Annotated in this window: 24 protein-coding genes; 10 read left to right on the forward strand and 14 right to left on the reverse strand. The window is 54.1% G+C overall.

Annotation, left to right across the window (positions count from 1 at the left end):
• Positions 1 to 34: 34 nt before the first annotated feature.
• The 4 genes from ribH to pgpA are packed head-to-tail and all read left to right on the forward strand — an operon-like array spanning position 35 to position 2,463.
• Positions 35 to 505 carry a 6,7-dimethyl-8-ribityllumazine synthase gene (gene ribH, locus K6958_RS05805; RefSeq protein ID WP_249893776.1) on the forward strand — a complete coding sequence of 157 codons (471 nt, stop codon included), beginning with the start codon at positions 35 to 37 and terminating at the stop codon, positions 503 to 505.
• A 19-nt stretch (positions 506 to 524) separates the two neighbouring features.
• Positions 525 to 944, forward strand: coding sequence for a transcription antitermination factor NusB (gene nusB, locus K6958_RS05810; RefSeq protein WP_085067732.1), 420 nt, complete (start codon positions 525 to 527; stop codon positions 942 to 944).
• 57 nt (positions 945 to 1,001) lie between these two features.
• Positions 1,002 to 1,979: a thiamine-phosphate kinase gene (gene thiL / locus K6958_RS05815; RefSeq protein WP_249893777.1), complete on the forward strand. Its 978-nt coding sequence runs from the start codon at positions 1,002 to 1,004 to the stop codon at positions 1,977 to 1,979.
• Complete coding sequence (gene pgpA, locus K6958_RS05820; protein WP_249894603.1) at positions 1,960 to 2,463, forward strand: phosphatidylglycerophosphatase A; 504 nt, start codon at positions 1,960 to 1,962, stop codon at positions 2,461 to 2,463. Before thiL ends, pgpA begins: the two co-directional genes overlap by 20 nt.
• 42 nt (positions 2,464 to 2,505) lie before the next feature.
• Here pgpA and K6958_RS05825 read toward each other — a convergent pair whose 3' ends face one another.
• From K6958_RS05825 to xseB, 4 genes are all read right to left on the reverse strand, one after another.
• Positions 2,506 to 3,480, reverse strand: a complete 975-nt coding sequence (locus K6958_RS05825; RefSeq protein WP_249893778.1) for an aldo/keto reductase — start codon at positions 3,478 to 3,480, stop codon at positions 2,506 to 2,508.
• Positions 3,481 to 3,649: 169 nt separating this feature from the next.
• A complete protein-coding gene (gene dxs / locus K6958_RS05830; RefSeq protein ID WP_249893780.1) occupies positions 3,650 to 5,515 on the reverse strand; it encodes a 1-deoxy-D-xylulose-5-phosphate synthase in 1,866 nt (621 codons plus the stop codon).
• 19 nt (positions 5,516 to 5,534) lie between these two features.
• Positions 5,535 to 6,434 (reverse strand): (2E,6E)-farnesyl diphosphate synthase, encoded by a 900-nt coding sequence (gene ispA, locus K6958_RS05835; RefSeq protein WP_249893781.1) that lies wholly within the window; start codon positions 6,432 to 6,434, stop codon positions 5,535 to 5,537.
• The gene (gene xseB, locus K6958_RS05840; RefSeq protein ID WP_085067726.1) at positions 6,434 to 6,676 is read right to left on the reverse strand and encodes an exodeoxyribonuclease VII small subunit; all 243 of its coding nucleotides are present in this window, start codon (positions 6,674 to 6,676) and stop codon (positions 6,434 to 6,436) included. Before xseB ends, ispA begins: the two co-directional genes overlap by 1 nt.
• A 231-nt stretch (positions 6,677 to 6,907) precedes the next feature.
• On the opposite strand from xseB, the gene thiI reads away from it, so the two are divergent.
• Positions 6,908 to 8,356, forward strand: coding sequence for a tRNA uracil 4-sulfurtransferase ThiI (gene thiI / locus K6958_RS05845; protein ID WP_249893782.1), 1,449 nt, complete (start codon positions 6,908 to 6,910; stop codon positions 8,354 to 8,356).
• 40 nt (positions 8,357 to 8,396) lie between these two features.
• Here the strand turns inward: thiI and yajL are convergent, their stop codons facing one another.
• Together yajL and panE are read right to left on the reverse strand one after the other, a co-directional pair.
• Positions 8,397 to 8,999, reverse strand: coding sequence for a protein deglycase YajL (gene yajL / locus K6958_RS05850; protein WP_249893783.1), 603 nt, complete (start codon positions 8,997 to 8,999; stop codon positions 8,397 to 8,399).
• On the reverse strand, positions 8,953 to 9,873 hold the full coding sequence (gene panE, locus K6958_RS05855; protein WP_249893784.1) for a 2-dehydropantoate 2-reductase: 921 nt from the start codon (positions 9,871 to 9,873) through the stop codon (positions 8,953 to 8,955). The genes yajL and panE overlap by 47 nt, the downstream gene beginning before the upstream one ends.
• Before the next feature lie 132 nt (positions 9,874 to 10,005).
• Between panE and K6958_RS05860 the strand changes: the two genes are divergently transcribed.
• Positions 10,006 to 10,497, forward strand: coding sequence for a YajQ family cyclic di-GMP-binding protein (locus K6958_RS05860; RefSeq protein ID WP_249893785.1), 492 nt, complete (start codon positions 10,006 to 10,008; stop codon positions 10,495 to 10,497).
• 161 nt (positions 10,498 to 10,658) lie between these two features.
• Here K6958_RS05860 and K6958_RS05865 read toward each other — a convergent pair whose 3' ends face one another.
• From K6958_RS05865 to K6958_RS05900, 8 genes are all read right to left on the reverse strand, one after another.
• On the reverse strand, positions 10,659 to 12,023 hold the full coding sequence (locus tag K6958_RS05865; protein WP_249893786.1) for an MFS transporter: 1,365 nt from the start codon (positions 12,021 to 12,023) through the stop codon (positions 10,659 to 10,661).
• A gap of 126 nt (positions 12,024 to 12,149) precedes the next feature.
• A complete protein-coding gene (gene cyoE / locus K6958_RS05870; protein ID WP_249893787.1) occupies positions 12,150 to 13,037 on the reverse strand; it encodes a heme o synthase in 888 nt (295 codons plus the stop codon).
• Between the two features lie 13 nt (positions 13,038 to 13,050).
• On the reverse strand, positions 13,051 to 13,386 hold the full coding sequence (locus K6958_RS05875) for a cytochrome o ubiquinol oxidase subunit IV (RefSeq protein WP_249893788.1): 336 nt from the start codon (positions 13,384 to 13,386) through the stop codon (positions 13,051 to 13,053).
• Complete coding sequence (locus K6958_RS05880; RefSeq protein ID WP_434085191.1) at positions 13,386 to 13,997, reverse strand: cytochrome o ubiquinol oxidase subunit III; 612 nt, start codon at positions 13,995 to 13,997, stop codon at positions 13,386 to 13,388. The genes K6958_RS05875 and K6958_RS05880 overlap by 1 nt, the downstream gene beginning before the upstream one ends.
• Positions 13,997 to 15,979, reverse strand: a complete 1,983-nt coding sequence (gene cyoB, locus K6958_RS05885; protein ID WP_249893789.1) for a cytochrome o ubiquinol oxidase subunit I — start codon at positions 15,977 to 15,979, stop codon at positions 13,997 to 13,999. The genes K6958_RS05880 and cyoB overlap by 1 nt, the downstream gene beginning before the upstream one ends.
• Before the next feature lie 4 nt (positions 15,980 to 15,983).
• The gene (gene cyoA, locus K6958_RS05890; RefSeq protein WP_249893790.1) at positions 15,984 to 16,910 is read right to left on the reverse strand and encodes a cytochrome o ubiquinol oxidase subunit II; all 927 of its coding nucleotides are present in this window, start codon (positions 16,908 to 16,910) and stop codon (positions 15,984 to 15,986) included.
• A gap of 439 nt (positions 16,911 to 17,349) precedes the next feature.
• Positions 17,350 to 18,825, reverse strand: a complete 1,476-nt coding sequence (ampG, locus tag K6958_RS05895) for a muropeptide MFS transporter AmpG (protein WP_249893791.1) — start codon at positions 18,823 to 18,825, stop codon at positions 17,350 to 17,352.
• 54 nt (positions 18,826 to 18,879) lie between these two features.
• Positions 18,880 to 19,458 carry a lipoprotein gene (locus tag K6958_RS05900; protein WP_249893792.1) on the reverse strand — a complete coding sequence of 193 codons (579 nt, stop codon included), beginning with the start codon at positions 19,456 to 19,458 and terminating at the stop codon, positions 18,880 to 18,882.
• A 277-nt stretch (positions 19,459 to 19,735) separates the two neighbouring features.
• Here K6958_RS05900 and bolA point away from each other — a divergent pair, with 277 nt between their 5' ends.
• From bolA to clpX, 4 genes are all read left to right on the forward strand, one after another.
• Entirely contained in the window at positions 19,736 to 20,050 is a 315-nt protein-coding gene (gene bolA / locus K6958_RS05905; RefSeq protein ID WP_249893793.1) for a transcriptional regulator BolA, read from the forward strand.
• 314 nt (positions 20,051 to 20,364) lie between these two features.
• On the forward strand, positions 20,365 to 21,669 hold the full coding sequence (gene tig, locus K6958_RS05910) for a trigger factor (protein ID WP_249893794.1): 1,305 nt from the start codon (positions 20,365 to 20,367) through the stop codon (positions 21,667 to 21,669).
• Between the two features lie 340 nt (positions 21,670 to 22,009).
• On the forward strand, positions 22,010 to 22,633 hold the full coding sequence (clpP, locus tag K6958_RS05915; RefSeq protein ID WP_085067711.1) for an ATP-dependent Clp endopeptidase proteolytic subunit ClpP: 624 nt from the start codon (positions 22,010 to 22,012) through the stop codon (positions 22,631 to 22,633).
• 129 nt (positions 22,634 to 22,762) lie between these two features.
• The gene (gene clpX / locus K6958_RS05920; protein WP_249893795.1) at positions 22,763 to 24,037 is read left to right on the forward strand and encodes an ATP-dependent protease ATP-binding subunit ClpX; all 1,275 of its coding nucleotides are present in this window, start codon (positions 22,763 to 22,765) and stop codon (positions 24,035 to 24,037) included.
• Positions 24,038 to 24,210: the final 173 nt, after the last annotated feature.

Consider the following 24,210-nt stretch of genomic DNA (forward strand, 5'->3'; position numbering starts at 1 on the left):
CTGCGGGGCCAATAAGAACCCTGAAAGGAAAATTATGAAAATTATCGAAGCTGCTGTTGCTACGCCGGAAGCGAAAGTCGCGATTATCATTGCGCGTTTCAACAACTTCATCAACGACAGCCTGCTGGATGGTGCGATCGATGCGTTAAAGCGCATTGGTCAGGTGAAAGATGAAAACATCACCGTTATCTGGGTGCCGGGCGCCTATGAATTGCCTATGACGGCTCGCGCCGTTGCCAATGCCGGAAAACACGATGCGGTTATCGCTCTGGGCACCGTAATCCGTGGCGGCACCGCGCACTTCGAATATGTTGCCGGCGAGGCCAGTTCAGGTCTTGCCAGCGTCGCTATGAATAGCGAAATCCCGGTCGCCTTTGGCGTCCTGACCACTGAAAATATCGAGCAGGCTATTGAACGCGCTGGTACCAAAGCGGGCAATAAAGGTGCGGAAGCTGCACTGACCGCGCTCGAAATGATTAACGTATTGAAAGCCATTAAAGCCTGATTTTTGTAAGGGGATTTTTGTGAAACCTGCTGCTCGTCGCCGCGCCCGTGAGTGTGCTGTCCAGGCGCTTTATTCCTGGCAGTTGTCCAATAATGACATTGCTGATATTGAATATCAGTTTCTCGCGGAACAGGATGTCAAAGATGTTGATATCAACTATTTCCGCGAGCTGCTGGCTGGCGTTGCGACCAACAGCGCGTACCTTGACGGTTTGATGAAGCCTTACCTGTCGCGCCAGCTGGAAGAGCTGGGTCAGGTAGAAAAAGCCATTCTGCGCGTCTCTCTGTATGAACTGAGCAAGCGTAGCGATGTGCCTTATAAAGTGGCCATCAACGAAGGTATCGAGCTGGCGAAAGTGTTCGGCGCTGAAGACAGTCATAAATTTGTTAACGGCGTGCTGGATAAAGCCGCTCCGCAAATCCGCCCCAACAAAAAATAAGCAACCGAGGCCGGATTCTTTCCGGCCTTTTCTATTCAGGTTCAGCGGAATTTCATTATGTCATGTGGCGAATTTGAACTGATCGCGCGTTATTTTAACCGCGTGACAAGCTCACGTCGCGATGTGGAAAAGGGTATTGGCGACGACTGCGCGTTACTGAACGTGCCGGAAAAGCAGACCCTGGCCATCAGTACCGATACGCTGGTGGAAGGCATCCACTTTCTGCGCGATATTCATCCTGCCGATCTGGGCTACAAGGCGCTGGCGGTCAATTTGAGCGATCTCGCCGCAATGGGCGCCGATCCGGCCTGGCTAACGCTGGCGCTGACGCTGCCGGACGTTGATGAAGCCTGGCTGAAAGCGTTCAGCGACAGCCTGTTTGAACTGCTGGACTATTACGATATGCAGCTAATCGGCGGCGATACCACGCGTGGGCCGCGTAGCCTGACGCTGGGCATTCACGGTCTGGTGCCGGCCGGTCGCGCTTTGCGCCGTAGCGGCGCGCGTCCGGGCGACTGGATTTATGTTACCGGCACGCTGGGCGACAGCGCGGCGGGCCTGGCGCTGTTGCAGCATCGGGTGCGCATTACCGATCCTGGGGTGCACGAAGCGCTAATTAAGCGCCATCTGCGTCCGATGCCGCGCATTTTACAGGGCCAGGCGCTGCGTAACCTGGCCAGCGCGGCCATTGATATTTCTGATGGCCTGGTCTCTGATTTAGGCCATATCCTGAAGGCCAGCGAGTGCGGCGCGCGGGTAAATATCGATGCGCTGCCGCTATCCCCTGTGCTGCGCGATCACTTTGACGCGCAGCAGGCGCTGCGCTGGGCGCTAAGCGGCGGCGAAGATTACGAGCTCTGCTTTACCGTGCCTGAGATCAACCGGGGGGCGCTGGATGTGGCGTTGGGCCGCCTGGGCGTGCCTTATACCTGTATCGGTCAGCTGGCGCCGGAATCGGAGGGGCTGACACTGTTGCAGGATGGTCAGCCAACCACGCTTAACCTGAAGGGATTCGATCATTTTGACGCGCGATAAAGATCTGGCGAAAAGCCGTCTGCGCCTGAGTAACCCATGGCATCTGCTGGCGACCGGTTTCGGTAGCGGCCTGTTCCCGTGGGTGCCGGGCACCATGGGATCGCTGGCCTCGCTGCCGTTCTGGTGGCTGATGACCTTTCTGCCGCAGGATATCTATTCGCTACTGGTGATGTTTGGTATCTCTATTGGCGTTTACCTCTGCCACCGTACCGCGAAAGATATGGGCGTTCATGACCACGGCAGTATTGTCTGGGATGAATTTATCGGTATGTGGATTACCCTGATGGCGATCCCGACCAATAGCTGGCAATGGGTCGTGGCGGGATTTGTTATTTTCCGCGTGCTGGATATGTGGAAACCCTGGCCGATCCGCTGGTTCGATCGCAATGTGCACGGCGGAATGGGGATTATGGTCGATGATATTATCGCCGGGATTATCTCCGCCGCGCTGCTGTGGTTTATCGGCCAGCACTGGCCGTTGTAACCGGCGAACCGGGCGGCGAAACTCCTCTCGCCGCCCGACTGCTTACTGGAATCCGACCACCGGGTGCGGCTGATAGAGCGTTTCCAGTTCCGCCACCTCTTCTGGCGTCAGGTTAACCTCTACAGCCTTAACCAGGTCCGCCAGTTGTTCAGCGCGTGAAGAGCCAATAATCGGCGCGGTGACCGCTGGTTTCGTTAATTGCCACGCCAGCGCGATCTGCGCCCGGCTGACCCCTTTCTCCGCCGCCAGCGTCTCAACCCGCTGGGCTATTGCCGCGTCATTCTCTTCGTTACTGGCATACAGCGTTTTGCCGAACTCATCCGATGCCGACCGCGCGGTGCTTTCTCCCCAGGGGCGCGAAAGACGACCACGCGCCAGCGGGCTCCAGGTGAGAACGGCAACATTTTCCGCCAGGCACAGCGGATGCATTTCACGCTCTTCTTCGCGCTGGATTAAATTGTACTGGTCCTGCATGCTGACAAAGCGCGTCCAGCCGTGTAAATCCGCGGTATACAGCGCTTTTGCAAACTGCCATGCGTACATCGACGAGGCGCCGATATAGCGTGCCTTGCCCGCCTGTACCACATCGTGCAGCGCTTCCAGCGTCTCTTCCAGCGGCGTCTCATAATCCCAGCGGTGGATCTGCAGCAAATCGACATACTCCATGCCGAGGCGCGTCAGGCTGTCGTCAATGGATTGCATAATATTCTTGCGCGACAACCCACGCGGCAGATTACTCATCTGGTTATAGACCTTCGTGGCGACCACCACTTCATCACGACGCGCATAGTCGCGCAGCGCCCGCCCGACAATTTCTTCGCTGCTGCCGTCGGAATAACTGTTGGCGGTATCGAAAAAATTAATTCCCGACTCCAGCGCTTGTTTAATTAATGGACGACTGTTCTCTTCAGGCAAGGTCCAGGAATGCGTGCCGCGATCGGGCTCGCCAAATGTCATACAGCCGAGACAGAGGCGGGAAACCTGCAGATCGGTACTGCCCAGTTGAATCATTTTCATAAACACTCCTGCGATAAAGAAATAATTTAACAGCGGATGGTTTCAAGCGTAGCAGCTAAACGTCGCGCCAAAGCGCGTGATGAAAGTAGGGGAGAAGCAAGTTAAGCAGGACGAGGTTAAAAAGATGTAGCGCCGGTCTGCGATGTACGCGGACCGGCGCTCAGGAGCGTTACTGCGTCAGCCAGGCGGCAATCTGCTGCTGAATACCAGCCGCATTTAGCTGATAGTCGTGACGAATCTCATCCTGGGTGCCCTGCGGAATAAACTCATCCGGCAGGCCGATATTCAGTACCGGAAGTGCGACCCGCTTCGCCATCAGCAGCTCATTAACGCCGCTGCCTGCGCCGCCTTTGATCGCGCCTTCTTCCAGCGTCACCAGCGATTCATGGCTGGCCGCCAGCTCCAGCACCAACGCCTCATCCAGCGGTTTAACGAAACGCATATCCACCAGCGTGGCGTTCAGCGCCTCGGCTGCCGCCTGCGCTTCCGGCAGTAGGGTACCGAAGTTGAGGATGGCCAGCTGCTCGCCGCGGCGTTTGACCACGCCTTTGCCCAGCGGCAGCGCTGCCAGCGGCTGCATAGGCGCGCCGGTGCCGGTACCGCGCGGATAGCGCACGGCGCTGGGGCCAGCCTGATAGTGGTAGCCGGTATAGAGCATCTGACGGCATTCGTTCTCATCGCTGGGCGTCATAATTACCATGCCAGGGATAGTGCGCAGGAAAGCGAGATCAAACGCGCCCTGATGGGTTTGACCATCCGCGCCGACAATGCCGCCGCGATCGATAGCGAACAGCACCGGCAGCTGCTGGATCGCCACGTCATGAATCAACTGATCGTAAGCGCGCTGCAGGAAGGTGGAGTAGATCGCCACCACCGGCTTATAGCCGCCGATAGCCAGTCCCGCCGCAAAGGTCACCGCATGCTGCTCGGCAATCGCCACGTCAAAATATTGCCCCGGATACTGACGTGAAAAGCCCACCATACCAGAGCCTTCGCGCATCGCTGGTGTGATCGCCATCAGCTTATCGTCATCCGCCGCGGTCTCGCACAGCCAGTCGCCAAAAATCGTCGAATAGGTTGGTAAGCCGCCGGAACTTTTCGGCAGCGCGCCGCTGGCCGGATCGAATTTAGGCACGGCGTGCCAGGCGATGGGGTCGTTCTCCGCCGGCGCGTAGCCTTTGCCTTTTTTGGTCATGATATGCAGGAACTGCGGCCCTTTCAGATCGCGCATATTGCTGAGCGTATGCACCAGCGTCAGCACATCGTGGCCGTCCACCGGACCGATATAGTTAAAGCCCAGCTCTTCAAACAGCGTGCCCGGCACTACCATGCCTTTCAGATGCTCTTCGGTACGCTTAACCAGCTCTTTAATCGGCGGCAGGCCGGTCAGCACCTTTTTGCCGCCTTCACGCAGGCGCGCATAGGTTTTACCGGAGAGAATTTGCGCCAGACGATTATTCAGCGCGCCGACGTTCTCTGAAATCGACATTTCGTTATCGTTCAGAATCACCAGCAGGTCCGCTTTGATATCGCCCGCGTGGTTCATTGCTTCAAAGGCCATGCCGGCGGTAATTGCGCCGTCGCCGATAATACAGGCGGTGCGGCGGCCCTGGCCCTCTTTACCGGCGGCGACCGCCATTCCCAGACCGGCGCTGATCGAGGTTGAAGAGTGGCCGACGCTCAGCACGTCATATTCGCTCTCTGCCCGCCAGGGAAAAGGATGCAGACCATTTTTTTGGCGGATGGTGCCGATACGGTCGCGACGTCCGGTCAGAATTTTATGCGGGTAGGCCTGATGGCCGACGTCCCACACCAGATGATCGAACGGCGTGTTATAGACGTAGTGAAGCGCGACGGTCAGCTCAACCACCCCGAGGCCCGAAGCAAAATGGCCGCTGGAGCGACTAACGCTGTCCAGCAGGTACTGACGTAGCTCATCGCACAGTGCCGGTAACTTCTCTTTTGGCAGTTTACGCAGTTCTTGCACGGTATCGGCAAGCGCCAGCGTCGGGTATTTTGCAGTATCAAAACTCATCAGAGACTCATTGTGGAGGTTATTTATCGCGTTCGATTATGAAGCCTGCCAGCGCACGTAAGGCGGAAGTGTCCAGAGAAAGCGCGGCCAGATGATCCAGCGCGGCAAGCGCTTCCTGATAGAGGTCCTGCGCTTTCTGGCGGGCATCGTCCAGTCCCATCAGGGCCGGGTAGGTGCTTTTACCAAGATGCTGGTCGGCACCCTGTTGTTTTCCCGTTACCGCGGTATCGCCCACCACATCCAGGATGTCATCCTGAACCTGAAAGGCAAGGCCAATCGCGTTGGCATAGCGGTCAAGAAGCGGCAGAGCCGCGCGTCCACGCTCGCCTGCGCTCAACGCGCCAAGGCGGACGGCGGCGCGAATCAGCGCACCGGTTTTATGACGATGAATTTTTTCCAGCGCCGCTAAATCGATCTGTTGGCCTTCCGCCGCCAGATCCAACGCCTGACCGCCGCACATGCCGGCGACGCCGCTGGCTTGCGCCAGCTCGGAAATCATGGCGATACGGTCCTGCGGCAGTACGCCGCGCATCGGCGCATCGGCAAGAATGGAAAAGGCCAGCGTTTGCAGCGCATCGCCTGCCAGAATGGCGGTGTCTTCGCCAAATTTAATGTGACAGGTCGGCTGCCCGCGACGCAGGCTATCGTCATCCATGGCCGGAAGATCGTCATGAATCAGTGAATAGGCGTGGATGCATTCAACGGCGGCGGCGGGCGCGTCCAGGCTATCGGCATCGGCCTGCAACATATCGCCGACCACATACACCAAAAACGGACGCAGCCGTTTACCGCCTAATAATGCCCCATATTGCATGGCATTAACCAGAGGAGAACTCTGAAAGGGCAGGGGAGCGATAAAACGCGACAGCGCATGGTTTACCCGCTGATGATAGTGGGCGAGCAGTTCAGCAAAATCCATTATTCAGCATCCGGCGTAAAAGGCGTCAGGGCGGCATCTTTATCATCATTAAGCAGGATCTGAACGCGCTGTTCCGCCTGCTGCAGCGTTTTTTGCCCCACTTTCGCCAGCTGTACGCCGCGCTCAAACTCATTCAGCGCCTCTTCCAGCGGCAGATCGCCACTTTCCAGGCGGGTAACAATCTGTTCCAGCTGCTGCAGGGAAGTTTCAAAACTGATGGGCTGTTCGGCTTTTTTTGGCATAGTGATTATTGGCTCACAGGTTTTTTATCTATAGCAAGCGGACATGGTAGCCGACTCGAAATGATTAGCAAAATAATGATAGAACATGACGGTAAAACAGGCAGCTCAAAGACAAAAGTGATATACTGCCGCGCCTCGGAAGCAAAGGACACGGGTGACTTTGCAATTCATTGATTTTATCAGTTAAGTGCCGCTGTTTTTAGCACTTAATTCTCTCAGAGCTGTGCTGCCATGAAGTTTATCATTAAATTATTTCCTGAAATCACCATCAAGAGTCAGTCGGTGCGCTTGCGCTTTATCAAAATCCTTACGGGCAACATTCGTAACATACTGAAGGATCTTGATGAAACTCTGGCAGTGGTGCGTCACTGGGATCATATCGAAGTGCGCTCTAAAAACGAGAGCCTGCGTGAAACTTATATTGATGAGCTAACGCGTATCCCGGGTATTCATCACGTACTGGCGGTTGAGGATCGCACCTGGACCGATATGCACGATATTTTCGAGCAGACGCTGGCCGTTAACCGCGAGCGCCTGGAGGGAAAAACCTTCTGCGTACGCGTTAAGCGCCGTGGTCAGCATCCGTTTAGCTCGCAGGACGTAGAGCGCTACGTCGGCGGCGGGCTGAACCAGCATATCGCCAGCGCGCAGGTAAAGCTTTCGCATCCGCAGGTTACGGTCAATCTGGAGATTGAGAACGAGCGCCTGATTCTGGTTACCGGCCGCTATGAAGGGCTGGGCGGTTTCCCTATCGGTACGCAAGAAGATGTGCTGTCGCTGATTTCCGGCGGCTTCGACTCTGGCGTGTCCAGCTATATGCTGCTGCGTCGCGGCTGCCGCGTGCATTACTGCTTCTTTAACCTTGGTGGCGCGGCGCATGAAATCGGCGTGCGTCAGGTCGCGCACTATTTGTGGCATCGTTTCGGCCGCTCGCATCGCGTGCGTTTTGTCGCGATCAATTTCGAGCCGGTGGTGGCAGAGATTCTGGAAAAAGTGGACGATGGCCAGATGGGCGTGGTGCTGAAGCGCATGATGGTGCGTGCGGCTTCGCAAATTGCCGAACGTTATGGCGTGCAGGCGTTGGTGACCGGCGAGGCGCTGGGTCAGGTATCCAGCCAGACGCTAACCAACCTGCGCCTGATTGACAATGCTTCCGATACGTTGATTCTGCGCCCGCTGATTTCGCATGATAAAGAGCACATCATCAATATTGCGCGCCAGATCGGCACGGAAGATTTTGCCCGTACCATGCCGGAATATTGCGGCGTGATCTCAAAAAGTCCGACGGTCAAAGCGGTGAAGAGCAAGATCGAGGCGGAAGAAGAACATTTCGATTTCAGCGTGCTGGATCGTGCGGTGCAGGAAGCGACTAACGTTGATATTCGCACTATCGCGGAGCAGTCGGAAGAAGAGGTGGTGGAGGTTGAAACCGTCGCTGCTGTTTCTGAGAACGAAGCGCTGCTGGATATTCGCTCGCTGGATGAGCAGGAGTCTAAGCCGCTGAATGTGGACGGGGCTGAGGTGAAATCGCTGCCGTTTTTCAAACTGGCCACGCAGTTTGGCGACCTCGACCAGAGCAAAACCTGGCTTCTGTATTGCGATCGCGGCGTGATGAGCCGTTTGCAGGCGCTTTATCTATATGAGCAGGGCTTTAAAAACGTGAAGGTGTATCGCCCTTAATCACGTCAGCAGGCCAGCCGCCCGGCTGGCCTGTTAACCCTTAAAACGGGTCACGGTAATCGTAAATGCCCGCGGCCATCACCAGCTGTTCTCCCACTTCTCGCGCTTTCTCTTTTCCTGCCAGCAGATCGATTAGCTTCAGGGCGAAATCTATCGCTGTGCCCGGCGCCTGGCTGGTCAGTAAGTTTACCCGCGGATCCCAAACCACGCGCTTTTCTACCCATTTTTCTGCCGGAATGGTCTCTTTGAGGCCGGGGAAACCGGTCATATTGCCCAGCGGAAAGAGATCGTGCGGCACCAGCACCGTGCCGGCCGCCGCGCAAATGGCGGCAACGATACGTCCGGAAAGATGAAACTGCCGCACCGTTTCTACCAGCAGCGGGCTGTCGCGGAAGGCTTCCGCACCTTTCAGGCCGCCCGGTAGAACGATTGCTGCAAAGTCATTGTCCGCCACCTCGACCAGCGTTGCATCCGCCAGCAATCGGACGCCGCGCGAACAGACAATTTCGCGGTTGCCGTCGCCGTTAACGCTGGCGGTGGTGGCGTTAATACCGCCGCGTACCAGCAGATCGATAGTGGTTACGGCTTCGGTTTCTTCAGTGCCATGTGCCAGGCAGACCAGCACCGATACGTTCGCGTTCATAATCTTGTTCCTTACGCTTAATCAGTTCATACAGCCGGGCATTCTCCGGCACGGCGATCCCCTGCGCGCGCGCGCGCTTCAGCAGATAGCCGGTAATATATTCAATCTCGGTGCGGCGTTGGGAGCGGATGTCCTGCAGCATCGACGAGACATTTAAGGCGGTGCTGGCGATAACGGCATAGATATATTCCCGCAGCTGGTCTGCGCTGGTATGCAGGCCTTCCCGCGTCATTACCGCCGCTACCTCTTCGCACAGCAGGGCGATCTGTTCCGGCCAGGCGATCAGTTCGCCGTTTAAGCAGTCATGGATCGCGCTGAGGGGATTGATAACACAGTTAACCGCCAGTTTTTGCCAGCAGGCGGCGGAGACATCATTATGCCAGGCGACATCCGGCAGCGCCTGATGCAGCATCTCCGCCAGCTCGCTTAACGCCGCGCTGTCGGCGGAACCGGGTCCAATATGGGTGGTGCCGCCGGCGACGTGCAGAATAACCGTGCCGTCATGTTTCGCCGCATGGGTGGTGACGCCGCGCAATAATGGCTGCGTTAAGCTTTTCAGCTCCTCCAGCGTGCCCATGCCGTTATGCAACAGTAAAACCGGACAGTCAGGCGGCAACAGGCTTTGCAGGTTTTTTACCGCGCCGGACACCTGCCAGGCTTTCACCGTGACCAACAGAAGGTCGCACTGACTAAGAAACAGCGGATCGTTAGCGATAAAGGTTTTATTCACCACCGAACCATCGGTATCGATCACATTCACTGAACACCAGGGCTGGGGAACGCGTAGCCAGCCCTGTACTTCATGTCCCTGCCGATTGAGCGCCGCCAGCCAGAGCTGGCCGAGCGCGCCGCAGCCGAGTACTGTAATTTTCATGCGTCCTCCCGCAGGCGGGTTTTCAGAGCCTTACCGGCGAGTTAATTGAGTATAGCTATGCCGAAGGGCTATTTTCCTTGCCATGCACAAGCAGGTATTATGCCTGTCACTTTCGAATCTGGAGAAAAAATTATGCCATCTTTCGATATCGTTTCAGAAATCGACATGCAGGAAGTACGAAACGCTGTAGAAAACGCCAACCGGGAGCTGTCCACCCGCTTCGATTTTCGTAACGTCAGCGCCAGCATTGAGCTGAATGAAAAAGCACAGACGATTAAAGTAACCACCGAGTCCGATTTTCAGGTAAAGCAACTGGTGGATATCCTGCGGGAAAAGCTGCTGAAGCGCGGGATTGAAGGCGCGGCGCTGGAAGTGCCGGAGCAGATAGAACATAGCGGAAAAAGCTGGAGCCTGGATGCCAAACTGAAACAGGGCATCGAGACCGATATGGCGAAGAAGATCGTTAAGCTTATCAAAGACAGCAAGATTAAGGTGCAGGCGCAGATTCAGGGCGAAGAGGTGCGCGTTAACGGTAAGTCACGCGACGATCTGCAAAGCGCGATTGCGCTGGTGCGTGGTGGCAATCTGGGACAGCCGTTCCAGTTTAAAAACTTTCGCGATTAATTAAGTGTGAGAGCGCCGTCCATGGCGCGGGACGCTTTACTCTTCTGCCCGGCCTTCCTGCGCCTTAGACCGCAGTGCTGGTATCAGGCCGCGTTGATAGTGCAGGGCCGCGCCATGCGGCCCTTATTATATCGATACTTCCGACGGGGAAGGGCAACGCGTCAGGCGCTGGCGATCAGCGCTTCCAGCTCAACCCGGCTGGTCACCTTGCTGTCAATTTTAATATAGGCGCTGCGCTCTTCCGGCACGATAAACACCGAAGAAACCCCGCGCTGCGCTTTAAGCTTCTGCTCAAGGCGCGGATCGTTCAGCGCATTCTCACTCAGCACGATACGCAGGCTGCTGACATAGGGCGGTTCCTGCATGGTGCTGCTGAGCAGCAGCCACAGCGTAGCCACCACCGCGCCCAGTAGAAATACCGTTTGCGCGTCAAACTGATCAAACACCCAGCCGCCCATGCTGCCGCCTATCGCCACGCCCAAAAACTGGCTGGTGGAGTAGATACCCATCGCGGTGCCTTTATAACCGGCCGGCGATTCTTTGCTGATTAACGAAGGCAAAATGGCCTCCATCAAATTAAAGGCGAGGAAAAACAACTGCACGCCAATTACCAGCGTCCAGAAATGATTTCCGGCGCCCCAGAGCACAATCTCAGCAATCAGTATCAAGGCGACGCAGCAGATAAATACCCGCTTCATACGGCGTTTAACTTCGGCATAAATAATAAAGGGCACCACGCCAACAAACGCCACCAGCATGGTAATCAGGTAAACCTTCCAGTGCTGCTCCGCCGGGAAACCCGCCTGTTCAAACTGGCCGGGCAGAGCAACGAAACTCGACATCAGCAGGATATGCAGGCAGAGAATGCCGATATTCAACTTCAACAGGCGCGGCTGCATCAGCACTTCGCGAATACTACCTTTAACCATCCCCGATTCGCGATTCAAAACATGATGCGGCGCGTTAGGCACTACCAGCAGCGTTATCACAATACCGCAGCTGGCCAGAATAGCGATCATCCAGAACAGCGCATGCAGGCCAAGGGCATGGGTAATAATCGGGCCCAACACCATCGCAATGGCAAACGTTACGCCAAAGCTGATGCCAATAAACGCCATCGCTTTAGTACGGTTCTGTTCACGCGTCAGGTCAGAGAGCAGCGCCATCACCGCGGCGGCGATAGCGCCGGAGCCTTGCAGGGCGCGGCCAAGGATCACGCCCCAAATAGAGGTCGTGCTGGCGGCGATAACGCTGCCGAGCACAAACACCAGCAGACCGCCGACGATTAACGGTTTACGACCAATACGATCGGAAAGCAGGCCAAACGGTATCTGGAAAATCGCCTGAGCCAGGCCATAAATACCGATTGCCAGGCCAATAAGCGCTTCGCTTGCACCCTGTAAAGCCATGCCGTATGTGGTCAGCACGGGCAACACCATAAACATGCCCAACATACGTAAAGAGAAGACGGTGCCTAAACCCCAGGTCGCGCGCAGTTCAACCGGTGTCATTTTGTTATCGTTCATTGCAACCTCAGTATTATTACTGACACTATTTTAAGGAGCAGGGCAGGGCGGGTAAAACGGAAGTGTTTAAGCAGTCGTAACAAAAAGAAAGGGCGCAATAAGCGCCCTTAGTGATGTAGCTTACGATTAGCGTACGTAAGTCAGCAGATTTTGAGACGCCGGCGCCATAAAGTCGACCGACATCATCACGCTTAACGCCGTGATAGCCACGATAGAGAACACAAACAGTTTACGTGCCCAAACGCGATCGTTTGAGGTTTTGTAGCCTGAAAGCGCCATACCCAGCCACCAGACGCTTACTGCCGCCGCAACCACCAGATATTTGTAGCCAGCGTAGCCGCCCAGCGTCAGCATCAGTGTGGCAATCATAAACGCCAGAATGTAGAGCGTAATATGATTTTTCGCCACGGAGATGCCTTTCACTACCGGCAGAACCGGAATGTTCGCTGCCTGATAATCTTTAAAGCGGAAGATAGCAATCGCATAGGAATGCGGCATCTGCCACAGGCTAAAGATCGCCAGCAGGATCAGCGCGCCAGCATCAAACTCGTTAGTCACTGCGCAGTAGCCGATGACCGGCGGCGCAGCGCCGGACAGACTACCAATCAGCGTACCGTAGACTGATTTACGCTTCATATAGAGGCTGTAAATGCCGACGTATACCACGAAGCCCATAACCGCCAGCCACATGGCCAGCGGGTTTGCTCCGAAATACAGCAACGCAAAGCCAGCAATACCTAATGCGGTTGCATAAACCAGGGTTACTTTCGGAGAGATGAGGCCTTTTACCAGCACTCGATTCTTGGTTCTCTCCATTTTTCTGTCGATGTCGCGGTCGATAAAGTTGTTATAAACACAACCTGATGCGACCACCAGTGAAACACCAACGAGGGCGGTGAGAAACAGGGTGTAATCAATGCTGCCTTTTGACGCCAGCAGAAAACCCCCGATAACAGAAATTAAATTCCCGAAAATAATTCCTGGTTTTGTTACTTGCAGGTATTGCTTAATCATCACGTACGACTCTTTAGTGGGACATCATCATGTTGTAGTTGAGGTTCCACATGATCCACAGCGAGCCGACGACGACAATCAGGATAATGATGGCGGCAAAGACAATCGCCACCATATTCCAGCCGCCTTCAGATTTGGTATCAAGGTGCAGGAAGAAGCCCAGGTGAACCAGCACCTGAACTACCGCACACACCAGAACCACGCTGAGAATGGTGCCATGCGAAGCGCCGCCATCCATTACCATCCAGAACGGGATACCCGTCAGGATGACAGAGAGGATGAAGCCGATCATGTAAGACTTCACGGTACTGTGAGGAGTGACGCCATGTTGGTTAGCAGAATGACTCATTACATGACCCCCATCAGGTAGACAACGGTAAATACGCAGATCCAAACCACATCCAGGAAGTGCCAGAACAGGCTCAGGCACATAACGCGGGTGCGGTTGGTCTCGGTCAGGCCGTTTTTCGCCAGCTGGAACATCAGTACCAGCATCCAGATCAGACCGGAGGTGACGTGCAGACCGTGGGTACCTACCAGCGTAAAGAAGCCGGACAGGAAGCCGCTGCGATCCGGACCAAAGCCTTCCGCGATCAGATGATGGAACTCATAGATTTCCATCGCGATAAAGCCGAGACCGAACAGGAAGGTCAGCGCCAGCCAGCGGTTAACCGCGCCTTTGCTGCCGTTGTTCATGCCGATAACGGCCATACCGTAAGTAATGGAGCTCAACAGCAGCAGCGCGGTTTCGGCCAGTACAAACGGCAGTTCGAAGATATCTTTACCTGCCGGGCCACCGGCAGTGTTGTTGACCATAACCGCATAGGTCGCAAACAGCGTTGCGAAGATAATGCAGTCACTCATCAGGTAGATCCAGAAGCCAAAGATTTTATTGGCTCCCGCATCGTGATGCCCATGCTCCGCATGGGCTTCGTGCTGTTTAGACAGTGTTTGTGCCATTATTTCAGACCTGCTTTGCTGATGTCTTTGAAGTGCTGATTTTCAATTTCTTCGATCTCTTTGACCGGAACATAGTAATCAACGTCTTCGTCGAAGCTTTTAACGATCCAGCTCACAATCATCGCCACGAAGGACAGACCCAGCAACCACCAGATGTGCCAGATGGCAGCGAAACCAAAGACCGTAGCGAACAGGGCGATAACCAGGCCCGCGCCGCTGTTTTTCGGCATGTGGATCTCTTCGTAATGAGCAGGTTGCTTATACGCTTCGCCTTTTTCTTTCATTTCCCAGAAGGCATCACGCTCATTGATGTGCGGAACCACTGCGAAGTTATAGAACGGCGGCGGAGAAGAAGTAGACCACTCCAGCGTACGGCCACCCCACGGGTCACCGGTCAGATCGCGGTTCAGATGACGGTCGCGTACAGACACCCAGAACATGATCAGCTGGCTCAGAATACCCAGCGCGATCAGGCCCACACCGATAGCGGCAACCACCAGCAGCGGGTGGAACTGCGGATCGATATCCTGGCTCAGACGACGAGTCATCCCCATGAAGCCCAGCGCGTACAGCGGCATAAAGGCAACAAAGAAGCCGATAATCCAGAACCAGAAGGCGCGTTTACCCCAGGTTTCGTTCAGGGTGAAACCAAATGCTTTCGGGAACCAGTAGGTCACACCGGCCATACAACCGAATACCACGCCACCGATAATAACGTTATGGAAGTGCGCGATCAGGAACAGACTGTTGTGCAGCACGAAGTCAGCACCCGGAACCGCCAGCAGAACACCGGTCATACCACCTACAGAGAAGGTGACCAGGAAGCCTACGGTCCACAGCATGGCAGAGTGCATCTGAATGCGGCCCTGGTACATGGTGAACAGCCAGTTAAAGATCTTAACGCCGGTCGGGATGGCGATAATCATCGTCATAATGCCGAAGAAGGCGTTAACGTTCGCACCCGCACCCATGGTGAAGAAGTGGTGCAGCCAAACGATAAAGGAGAGGACGGTAATAACCACGGTTGCCCACACCAGAGAGGTGTAGCCAAACAGGCGTTTTTTCGAGAACGTCGCAACAACTTCTGAGAACACACCGAAGACCGGCAGAACCAGAATGTATACTTCCGGATGGCCCCATACCCAGATCAGGTTGACATACATCATCATGTTGCCACCCATATCATTGGTAAAGAAATGGAAGCCCAGATAACGGTCAAGGGTCAGCAGCGCCAGCGTGACGGTCAGTACCGGGAACGAAGCGATGATCAGCACGTTAGTACACAGCGATGCCCAAGTGAATACCGGCATTTTGAACATGGTCATGCCCGGCGCACGCATTTTCAGGATAGTAACGAAGAAGTTAATACCCGTTAATGTCGTACCGATACCGGAAAGCTGCAGACTCCAGATCCAGTAATCTACCCCAACGCCTGGACTGTATTCAGCGCCTGACAGCGGCGGATAGGCCAGCCAACCGGTCTGAGCAAACTCACCAACGCCCAGAGAAAGGTTAACCAGGATCACACCAACGGCAGTGAACCAGAAACTCAGGTTATTAAGGAAAGGGAACGCCACGTCGCGCGCGCCGATCTGCAGAGGAACAGCAATGTTCATCAGACCCACAACGAACGGCATCGCTACGAAGAAGATCATGATAACGCCGTGGGCGGTAAAGATCTGATCGTAGTGGTGAGGCGGCAGGAAACCTGCTTCCCCGGCTGAGGCCAACATCTGCTGGCCGCGCATCATGATGGCGTCGGCAAAGCCACGAATTAACATGACGAATGCCAGGATCACATACATGATACCCAGTTTTTTGTGGTCGACTGAGGTCAGCCATTCCGTCCACAAATATTTCCACTTACCGAAGTAAGTCAGCGCAGCAGCAAGGGCCAGACCACCAAGAATGATGGCGGCCACCGTAATCATGATAATTGGCTCATGATACGGCACTGCATCCAGTGTTAATTTTCCGAACATCGTATTATTCCTCGGCTCCCGCGTGAGAGGCTTCACTCATGTCCATGCCTTCATGACCTGACATGTCCATCTTCCCGTGGTTCATCTTGAATTTTTCAATAACCTGCTTGAACAATTCAGGATTCGCACTGGAGAAGTACTCAACCGGATGATTTTCGCTTGGCGCAGCCAGTTTCTCGAACTCATCCATAGTGGTTAAGGTATTCGGTGCCTGTTTCGCTTTAGCTACCCATTGCTCGAAGCCAGCCTGATCGGGAGTAGCGATAGCGTTAAACTTCATTCCTGAGAAACCACGGCCGCTAAAGTTAGACGAGATACCTTTAAAGGTGCCCGGCTCGTTAGCAATCAGGTGCAGTTTAGTCTGCATCCCCGCCATCGCATAGATCTGGCTGCCGAGGGTCGGAATGAAGAAGGAGTTCATTACGGAGTTTGAGGTGATTTTGAAGCTCACCGGGGTATTCGCCGGGAACGCAATCTCATTAACCGTTGCAATACCCTGTTCTGGATAGATGAACAACCATTTCCAGTCCAGTGCGATAACATCGATCTCAACCGGTTTCACATCAGAAGCCAGCGGTTTGCCAGGTTCCAGCGCGTGGGTTGATTTCCAGGTCAGCACGCCAAGGAAGAGAATGATCAGGATCGGAACGGTCCAGACCACCGCTTCCACTTTATTAGAGTGGGACCAGTTAGGGCTATATTTTGCATTAGTGTTGGACGCACGATATTTCCATGCGAACACCACGGCCATCAGAATTGCAGGTATAACAACGATCAACATCAAGCCAAAGGCTGTCAGTATCAGCGAACGTTGCTCCATTGCAACCTGTCCTTTGGGATCTAACAACGCACTATCACAGCCACTTAACAATAAAGTGCCTGCAATTAATGACAAAATCCCCAAACTTTTATTGTATTTCCTGAGTCTCATTTAACGACCTCAATGACAAGGGCTCTATTGTCGTTTAAGTGTGGCGGCATTTTACGGGAAGGTTTATGCAGTGTAAACCAGCTTAAGAACGTGTCAGAAGGGTGTTGACACCTTTTGCCAAGGGTGTCACATCTGTTGCAGAAGGTGACAGAATATTAATGGAGACAGGTGGTTGAGTTAATATAACGAAAAAGGATGTCTCAAATGAGTTATAGGAAGGGTTGATTCTAAACAACGTAATCGAGCCTCAATAGTTTAACAAATTTGCATCATTTGCGTGATAATTATTAAACATTAATAATTACGCACCGTTTTTTAATATTAGACGCTGCTTGTTAAACCGTACGGATAATTTTTTTGCGAAATTTTCAGGACAAAAATTTAACAGCACTGGCTGTTTTACTGTCCGGGCGGAAACTATTTTTACCGCCCGGCTTAATTAAGCGGATAACGTTTTGCGCTGCGCCAGGTAGTCCAGCAGCGTGCCGGTAAATATACCGACCAACATCAGTAAACAGCCGAGGTTAAATAAAGGAAGCAATGATGGCAATCTTAACAGCCCGACGGCTTCAAGCGACAGCGCCAACAGCCAAAGCGCCAGCAGCGCGCCGCCGGTGGCCAACAGGCGCAGCGCCCAGCGATAGCCGGCTGGCCAGAACTGCCGCGGGTTAAACGGCTGGCTCTCCTGCGATTGCAGTAGACTCTGTTTGCTGGCCGCCAATAGCAGCAGGCCGGGCAGGGCGGCAAGCACTGAAAAAGCGTAAAAGGTTGGCCATCCCCACAGCTCCACCAGCCAGCCCGCCGCCGGACCGACATACACCCGACCAACAGCAGAGAGCGCCGACAGCAAAGCGAACTGCGTCGCAGAGAACGAGCGATTGCACAGGCTCATCAGCAGCGCGACGAAGGCGGCGGTGCCCATCCCGCCACACAAATTTTCCACAAACACCGCGCCGGCCATACTCCATATATGCGGCGGCGTAACGGAAAGCAGCCAGTAAGCAAGATTGGAACAGGCCTGGAGTACGCCGAACAGCATCAGGGCGCGATACAGACTCAGCCGCTGCATCAATACCCCGCCATAGAGTGCGCCGATAATGGTCGCCAGCAGGCCGAGCGATTTATTCACCAGCCCGACGTCGCCGGCGGAAAAGCCGACGCCGCGAATAAGGAAAGAGGTAGTCAGGCTGGCGGCAAAAGCATCTCCCAACTTATAAAGTACAATCAGCGACAGCATAAGCCAGGCGTTGTTGCGGTTAAAGAAATCACGCAGCGGCGCCATGACCGCTTCCTCCAGCGTATGCGGCCGGGTGGTGACATCGATCGGTTCCCGCGCCAGCAGGGTGGCGATCAGTCCGGGCAGCATCATCAGCGCCATCAGCCACCAGGTCGCCTGCCAGCCTAAATAGCGATCCGCCAGCCACAGCGCCAGCCCGCCGGAGACCAGCATCGCCAGGCGGTAGCCCAGAACGGTAATCGCCGCGCCGCTGCCGCGCTCCTCGGGCGGTAAAATATCGGTTTTCCACGCGTCAAAGACGATATCCTGCGAGGCAGAACAGAAGGCGACCAGCACCGCCAGCGCGGCCAGCAAGGTTAAATGACGCGATGGCTCCATACAGCCCATCAGCACGATGCCGCCGATCAGCAGCAGCTGGGTGATCAATAGCCAGCCGCGACGCCGACCGAGAAAAGGTGGCGTAAAGCGATCCATCAGCGGAGACCAGAGAAACTTAAAAACATAGGCTTGTCCAACCAGCGAAAAAAAGCCGATGGTTTTAAGATCCATGCCTTCTACCGTCATCCACGCCTGTAGCGTGCCGGAAGTGAGGGCAAGAGGGAGACCGGAAGCGAAACCCAGCAGCAGCAGGATGGCCGCATTACGCTGGGTAAACATACGCAGAAATTGATTATCCATAATGACTCTTTTCCTGTCGGCAGGCCCGGCATCCCGCCGGGCTGCCAAAAATCATTAACGCGCGTTTTGCTTGATAAAGCTGCTCACACTGGTGTCCTGCGCCATATCGGAAATGACATCGCTCAGGGTGGAGTTAACGGCCTTGGTGATTTTCTCATTGGTGGCGTTAAACGCGCCTTCTACGCTGTAGGTCTGGCGATAGTTTTTCACCTGCTTATTGCCGTTCTTCGCGCTGGCAATAATAGAAATGTCCGCTTTAGTGGTGATGCTGTAACGCAGATTGCCCTGGGTTACGTCGGCATACAGGTTGTTTACCACGATTTGCAAATCGACCGCGCCGTTAGGACCGACCATATAACCGCGTGCGGTCATCTGTTTCTCCAGCACTTCCTGCAGCAGGAAACGCAGATCGCGGCTTGGCGTCAGGGTAACCAGCTGCGCATCGCGGGTCACTTTGGCCAGCGCCTGATCGGCACGCTGATCGGCGCCGTTAATGCTGACCGTTACGCCCATCAGGCTTGGGTCCTGCTGCGGCAACTGGATAGCGGGTTGTACATCGATCGTATTGCTGTTGTTTGCACAGCCAGCCAGGATAAAGGCAGCCAGCAGAGGGAAGAAAAGTTTTTTTAACATGCTTATTTTCTCGTAAGTCTGAATGATATTGCTGACAAAACAGCAGGCATCATATCATTGCGTTTCGGTGAAGAAAGCCCCGGCGGCGTGTAAATTCATCACTCCGCCTGTTTTTTCAACGCGGCGGAAGACAATTTACTGTGAGCGGTAGCGCAATCGCGTACGCTGCCAGTAACAAGCGGTACAGTTTTTTTCACATTACCCGCGGAAACGGGTGAAAACCGACTAATATTTAAAGGGATGGGGCGTAGCTCTCTGCCGTAGAGGAGTGGATGTCATGATTCGCGAACAAATAGAAGAAAAGTTAAGAACCGCCTTTCAACCGGCCCACCTGGAAGTTCATGATGAGAGTTATCGTCATAATGTCCCTGCGGGATCGGAGAGCCACTTCAAAGTGGTGATTGTTAGCGACAGTTTCACCGACCAGCGCTTTTTAATGCGCCATCGTGCTATTTATAGCACTCTGAGCGAAGAGCTGGCCGGCAGCGTGCACGCGCTGGCGTTGCATACCTATACGCTGAAGGAGTGGGAAGGATTACAGGATACGGTGCTTTCCTCACCTAACTGTCGCGGGGCAGGGATGTTAGCCTGAACCAACGTGAAGAATTAACCCAAACGGCCTGCGGGCCGTTTTCTTTTGTCTGAATTTTGCGCGCCGCCCGGCGTTGAATACCCCGTTTTTCGCTTATTTTCCACTAAACTGCGAACCGGTGCCCGGTTTGCGTTCTCGACGCGGTAAAACGATGCCGCTATAATGCTGCGTCTATTTTTCCGGAATTGCTTCGGGACGCTTCTGGTAACAGGGAATGGGTTCTTCATCAGAGGCCGTCCCGGTTGTTGGGTAGCGCGAACCTGGTTCTGCGCTATCTGAAGTTGACCGAGCTCGTGATTTTTTGAGGTAACAAGATGCAAGTTTCAGTAGAAACCACTCAGGGCCTGGGCCGTCGCGTTACGATTACTGTCGCTGCTGACAGCATCGAGAACGCTGTGAAAAAAGAGCTGGTCGATGTAGCGAAGAAAGTACGTATCGACGGTTTCCGTAAAGGTAAAGTGCCGATGAGCGTAGTGGCACAGCGTTACGGCGCTTCTGTTCGTCAGGATGTGCTGGGCGATCTGATGCAGCGCGGCTTTGTTGATGCCATCATCAAAGAGAAAATCAATCCGGCCGGCGCGCCGAACTACGTACCGGGCGAATACAAACAGGGTGAAGATTTCACTTACTCTGTAGAATTTGAAGTTTATCCGGAAGTTGAGCTGAAAGGTCTGGACGCGATCGAAGTTGAAAAACCGATTGTTGAAGTGACTGATGAAGACGTTGACGCCATGCTGGATACCCTGCGTAAACAGCAGGCGAACTGGAAAGAGAAAGAAGGCGAAGCGGCGGCAGAAGATCGCGTTACCGTTGATTTCACCGGTTCCGTAGACGGCGAAGAGTTTGAAGGCGGTAAAGCCACTGACTTCGTATTGGCGATGGGCCAGGGCCGTATGATCCCGGGCTTCGAAGAGGGCGTTGTCGGCCATAAAGCGGGCGACGAATTCACTATCGATGTGAAATTCCCGGAAGATTACCACGCGGAAAACCTGAAAGGGAAAGACGCGAAGTTCGCTATCGTGCTGAAGAAAGTTGAAGAGCGCGAGCTGCCGGAACTGACCGAAGAATTCATCACGCGTTTCGGCGTGGAAGATGGTTCTGTTGCCGGTCTGCGTGCGGAAGTGCGTAAAAACATGGAGCGCGAGCTGAAAGGCGCCGTGCGTAATCGTGTGAAAACGCAGGCGATCGACGGTTTGGTTAAAGCCAATGAGATCGACGTGCCGGCTGCCCTGATTGACAGCGAGATCGACGTACTGCGTCGTCAGGCTGCTCAGCGTTTTGGCGGCAACGAGAAACAGGCTCTGGAGCTGCCGCGCGAACTGTTCGAAGAGCAGGCTAAGCGTCGCGTTGTGGTCGGTCTGCTGCTGGGCGAAGTGATTCGTACCAACGATCTGAAAGCGGATGAAGATCGCGTGAAGACGCTGATCGAAGAGATGGCTTCCGCCTACGAAGATCCGCAGGAAGTGATCGAGTTCTACAGCAAAAATAATGAGCTGATGAACAATATGCGCAACGTCGCTCTGGAAGAGCAGGCGGTTGAAGCGGTACTGGAAAAAGCGAAAGTGACTGAGAAAGCCACTAAGTTCCAGGACCTGATGAATCAGACCTCAATGGCTTGATTTTTCACGCGTTAGATAGTGAAAGCCCGCTGCCGCAAGGAGCGGGCTTTTTATTTATCTCTTTCAGAAAACGCTTTTTGTGTCCCTTTTTGGCTAATTAAGCGTCAGGTTATTCGGTATGATGCTATTCCGGGTTAGCGATTGAAGAAAACGTTGTTATGCTTGAAACAACGGGCGCATGCCCCCAAATAGTTTTCCGAATATCGTGAAAAGTGAAAAGCTGGCTGATTGACCGTCCGGATAGCGTCGGAGAGTGGCAACGTGAAGCATGGTTTTCATGTTCTCACTTAAGTAGAATCGGTACAGAATGTTGCCAATGAAATTTATCCAGGAGACGGTAATGTCATACAATGGCGAACGTGAATTTTCCGCACCTAACATGGCCCTGGTGCCCATGGTGGTCGAACAAACCTCGCGCGGCGAGCGTTCTTACGACATTTATTCCCGCCTGTTAAAAGAGCGCGTCATTTTCCTTACCGGTCAGGTTGAAGATCATATGGCCAACCTGATCGTAGCCCAGATGCTGTTTCTGGAAGCGGAAAACCCTGAAAAAGACATTTATCTGTACATCAACTCACCGGGCGGCGTAATCACCGCAGGTATGTCGATTTACGATACGATGAAGTTTATTAAGCCGGATGTCAGCACTATTTGTATGGGGCAGGCTTGCTCAATGGGCGCTTTCCTGTTGACGGCTGGTACTAAAGGTAAGCGTTACTGCCTGCCTAACTCGCGCGTTATGATCCACCAGCCGCTGGGCGGTTATCAGGGTCAGGCGACGGATATTGAAATCCATGCCCGTGAAATCCTGAAAGTTAAACAGCGCATGAATGAACTGATGGCGGAACATACCGGTAAATCGCTTGAACAAATCGAGCGTGATACAGAGCGTGACCGTTTCCTCTCGGCGAGTGAGGCGGTAGAGTATGGTTTAGTTGATTCTATTCTTACGCATCGCCAATAAGACTCCATCCCGCTGCATACGCTATAGTTACAGCAGATCACGGGTGAAGAGTGGCTACGAATGAGGGCAGTCAGCCTGGCTGCCATCGCCGCATTTGACTGCGGACGAGATAAATGAAGAGGTTAGCTGATGACAGATAAGCGCAAAGACGGTTCAGGGAAGCTGCTGTACTGCTCTTTTTGCGGTAAAAGCCAGCATGAAGTGCGCAAGCTGATTGCCGGGCCGTCAGTGTATATCTGCGACGAATGTGTCGATTTATGTAATGACATCATTCGCGAAGAGATAAAAGAAGTCGCGCCGCATCGCGAGCGTAGCGCATTACCGACTCCGCACGAAATTCGCCACCATCTGGACGATTATGTTATCGGTCAGGAAAGGGCGAAAAAAGTGCTGGCGGTGGCGGTGTATAACCACTACAAACGCCTGCGCAACGGCGATACCAGCAACGGTATCGAACTGGGCAAAAGTAATATTCTGCTGATTGGCCCGACCGGTAGCGGTAAAACGCTGTTGGCGGAAACGCTGGCGCGTCTGCTGGATGTGCCCTTCACCATGGCGGATGCCACCACCTTGACCGAAGCCGGTTATGTGGGTGAAGACGTAGAGAATATTATCCAGAAATTGCTGCAAAAATGTGACTACGACGTGCAAAAAGCCCAGCGCGGCATCGTTTACATCGATGAAATTGATAAAATTTCCCGTAAGTCCGACAACCCGTCGATTACGCGTGATGTGTCCGGTGAAGGCGTGCAGCAGGCGCTGCTGAAACTGATTGAAGGCACGGTTGCCGCCGTACCGCCGCAGGGCGGACGTAAGCACCCGCAGCAGGAATTTTTGCAGGTTGATACCTCTAAAATTCTGTTTATCTGCGGCGGCGCTTTCGCCGGCCTGGATAAAGTCATTTCCCAACGTGTGGAAACCGGCTCCGGTATCGGCTTCGGCGCGACGGTAAAAGGCAAATCGGAAAAAGCATCGGAAGGGCAACTGCTGGAGCAGGTGGAGCCGGAAGATCTGATTAAATTTGGCCTGATTCCTGAGTTTATTGGTCGTTTGCCGGTAGTGGCGACGCTTAATGAGCTGAGTGAAGAAGCGCTGATTCAGATCCTGCGCGAGCCGAAAAACGCCCTGACGAAACAGTACCAGGCGCTGTTTAACCTGGAAGGCGTTGAGCTGGAGTTCCGTGACGAAGCGCTGACGGCGATCGCCCAGAAAGCGATGTCGCGTAAAACCGGCGCGCGTGGCCTGCGTTCCATCGTAGAAGCCGCGCTGCTGGATACGATGTATGATCTGCCTTCAATGGATGATGTAGAAAAAGTGGTGATTGATGAGTCCGTAATTGAAGGGCAATCAAAACCGATGCTGATCTACGGTACGCATGAAGCGCAGCAGGCATCTGGCGAATAATTCATCAACACAACCAGCAGGTTAGTAATAAAAGGGGGAAATTGTCCCCCTTTTGCTTTTCTCACGTCTCGGACATTGAATGTCTGGCAAACATCCCCATATACTCAAATACCTGTGGGTTCCCTGGCACATAGCCTGCACTATGCGGTACCCATCACCTGGCGGACTTTAAA

It is taken from the genome of Mixta hanseatica (genome assembly GCF_023517775.1).
Taxonomy (GTDB): Bacteria; Pseudomonadota; Gammaproteobacteria; order Enterobacterales; family Enterobacteriaceae; genus Mixta; species Mixta hanseatica.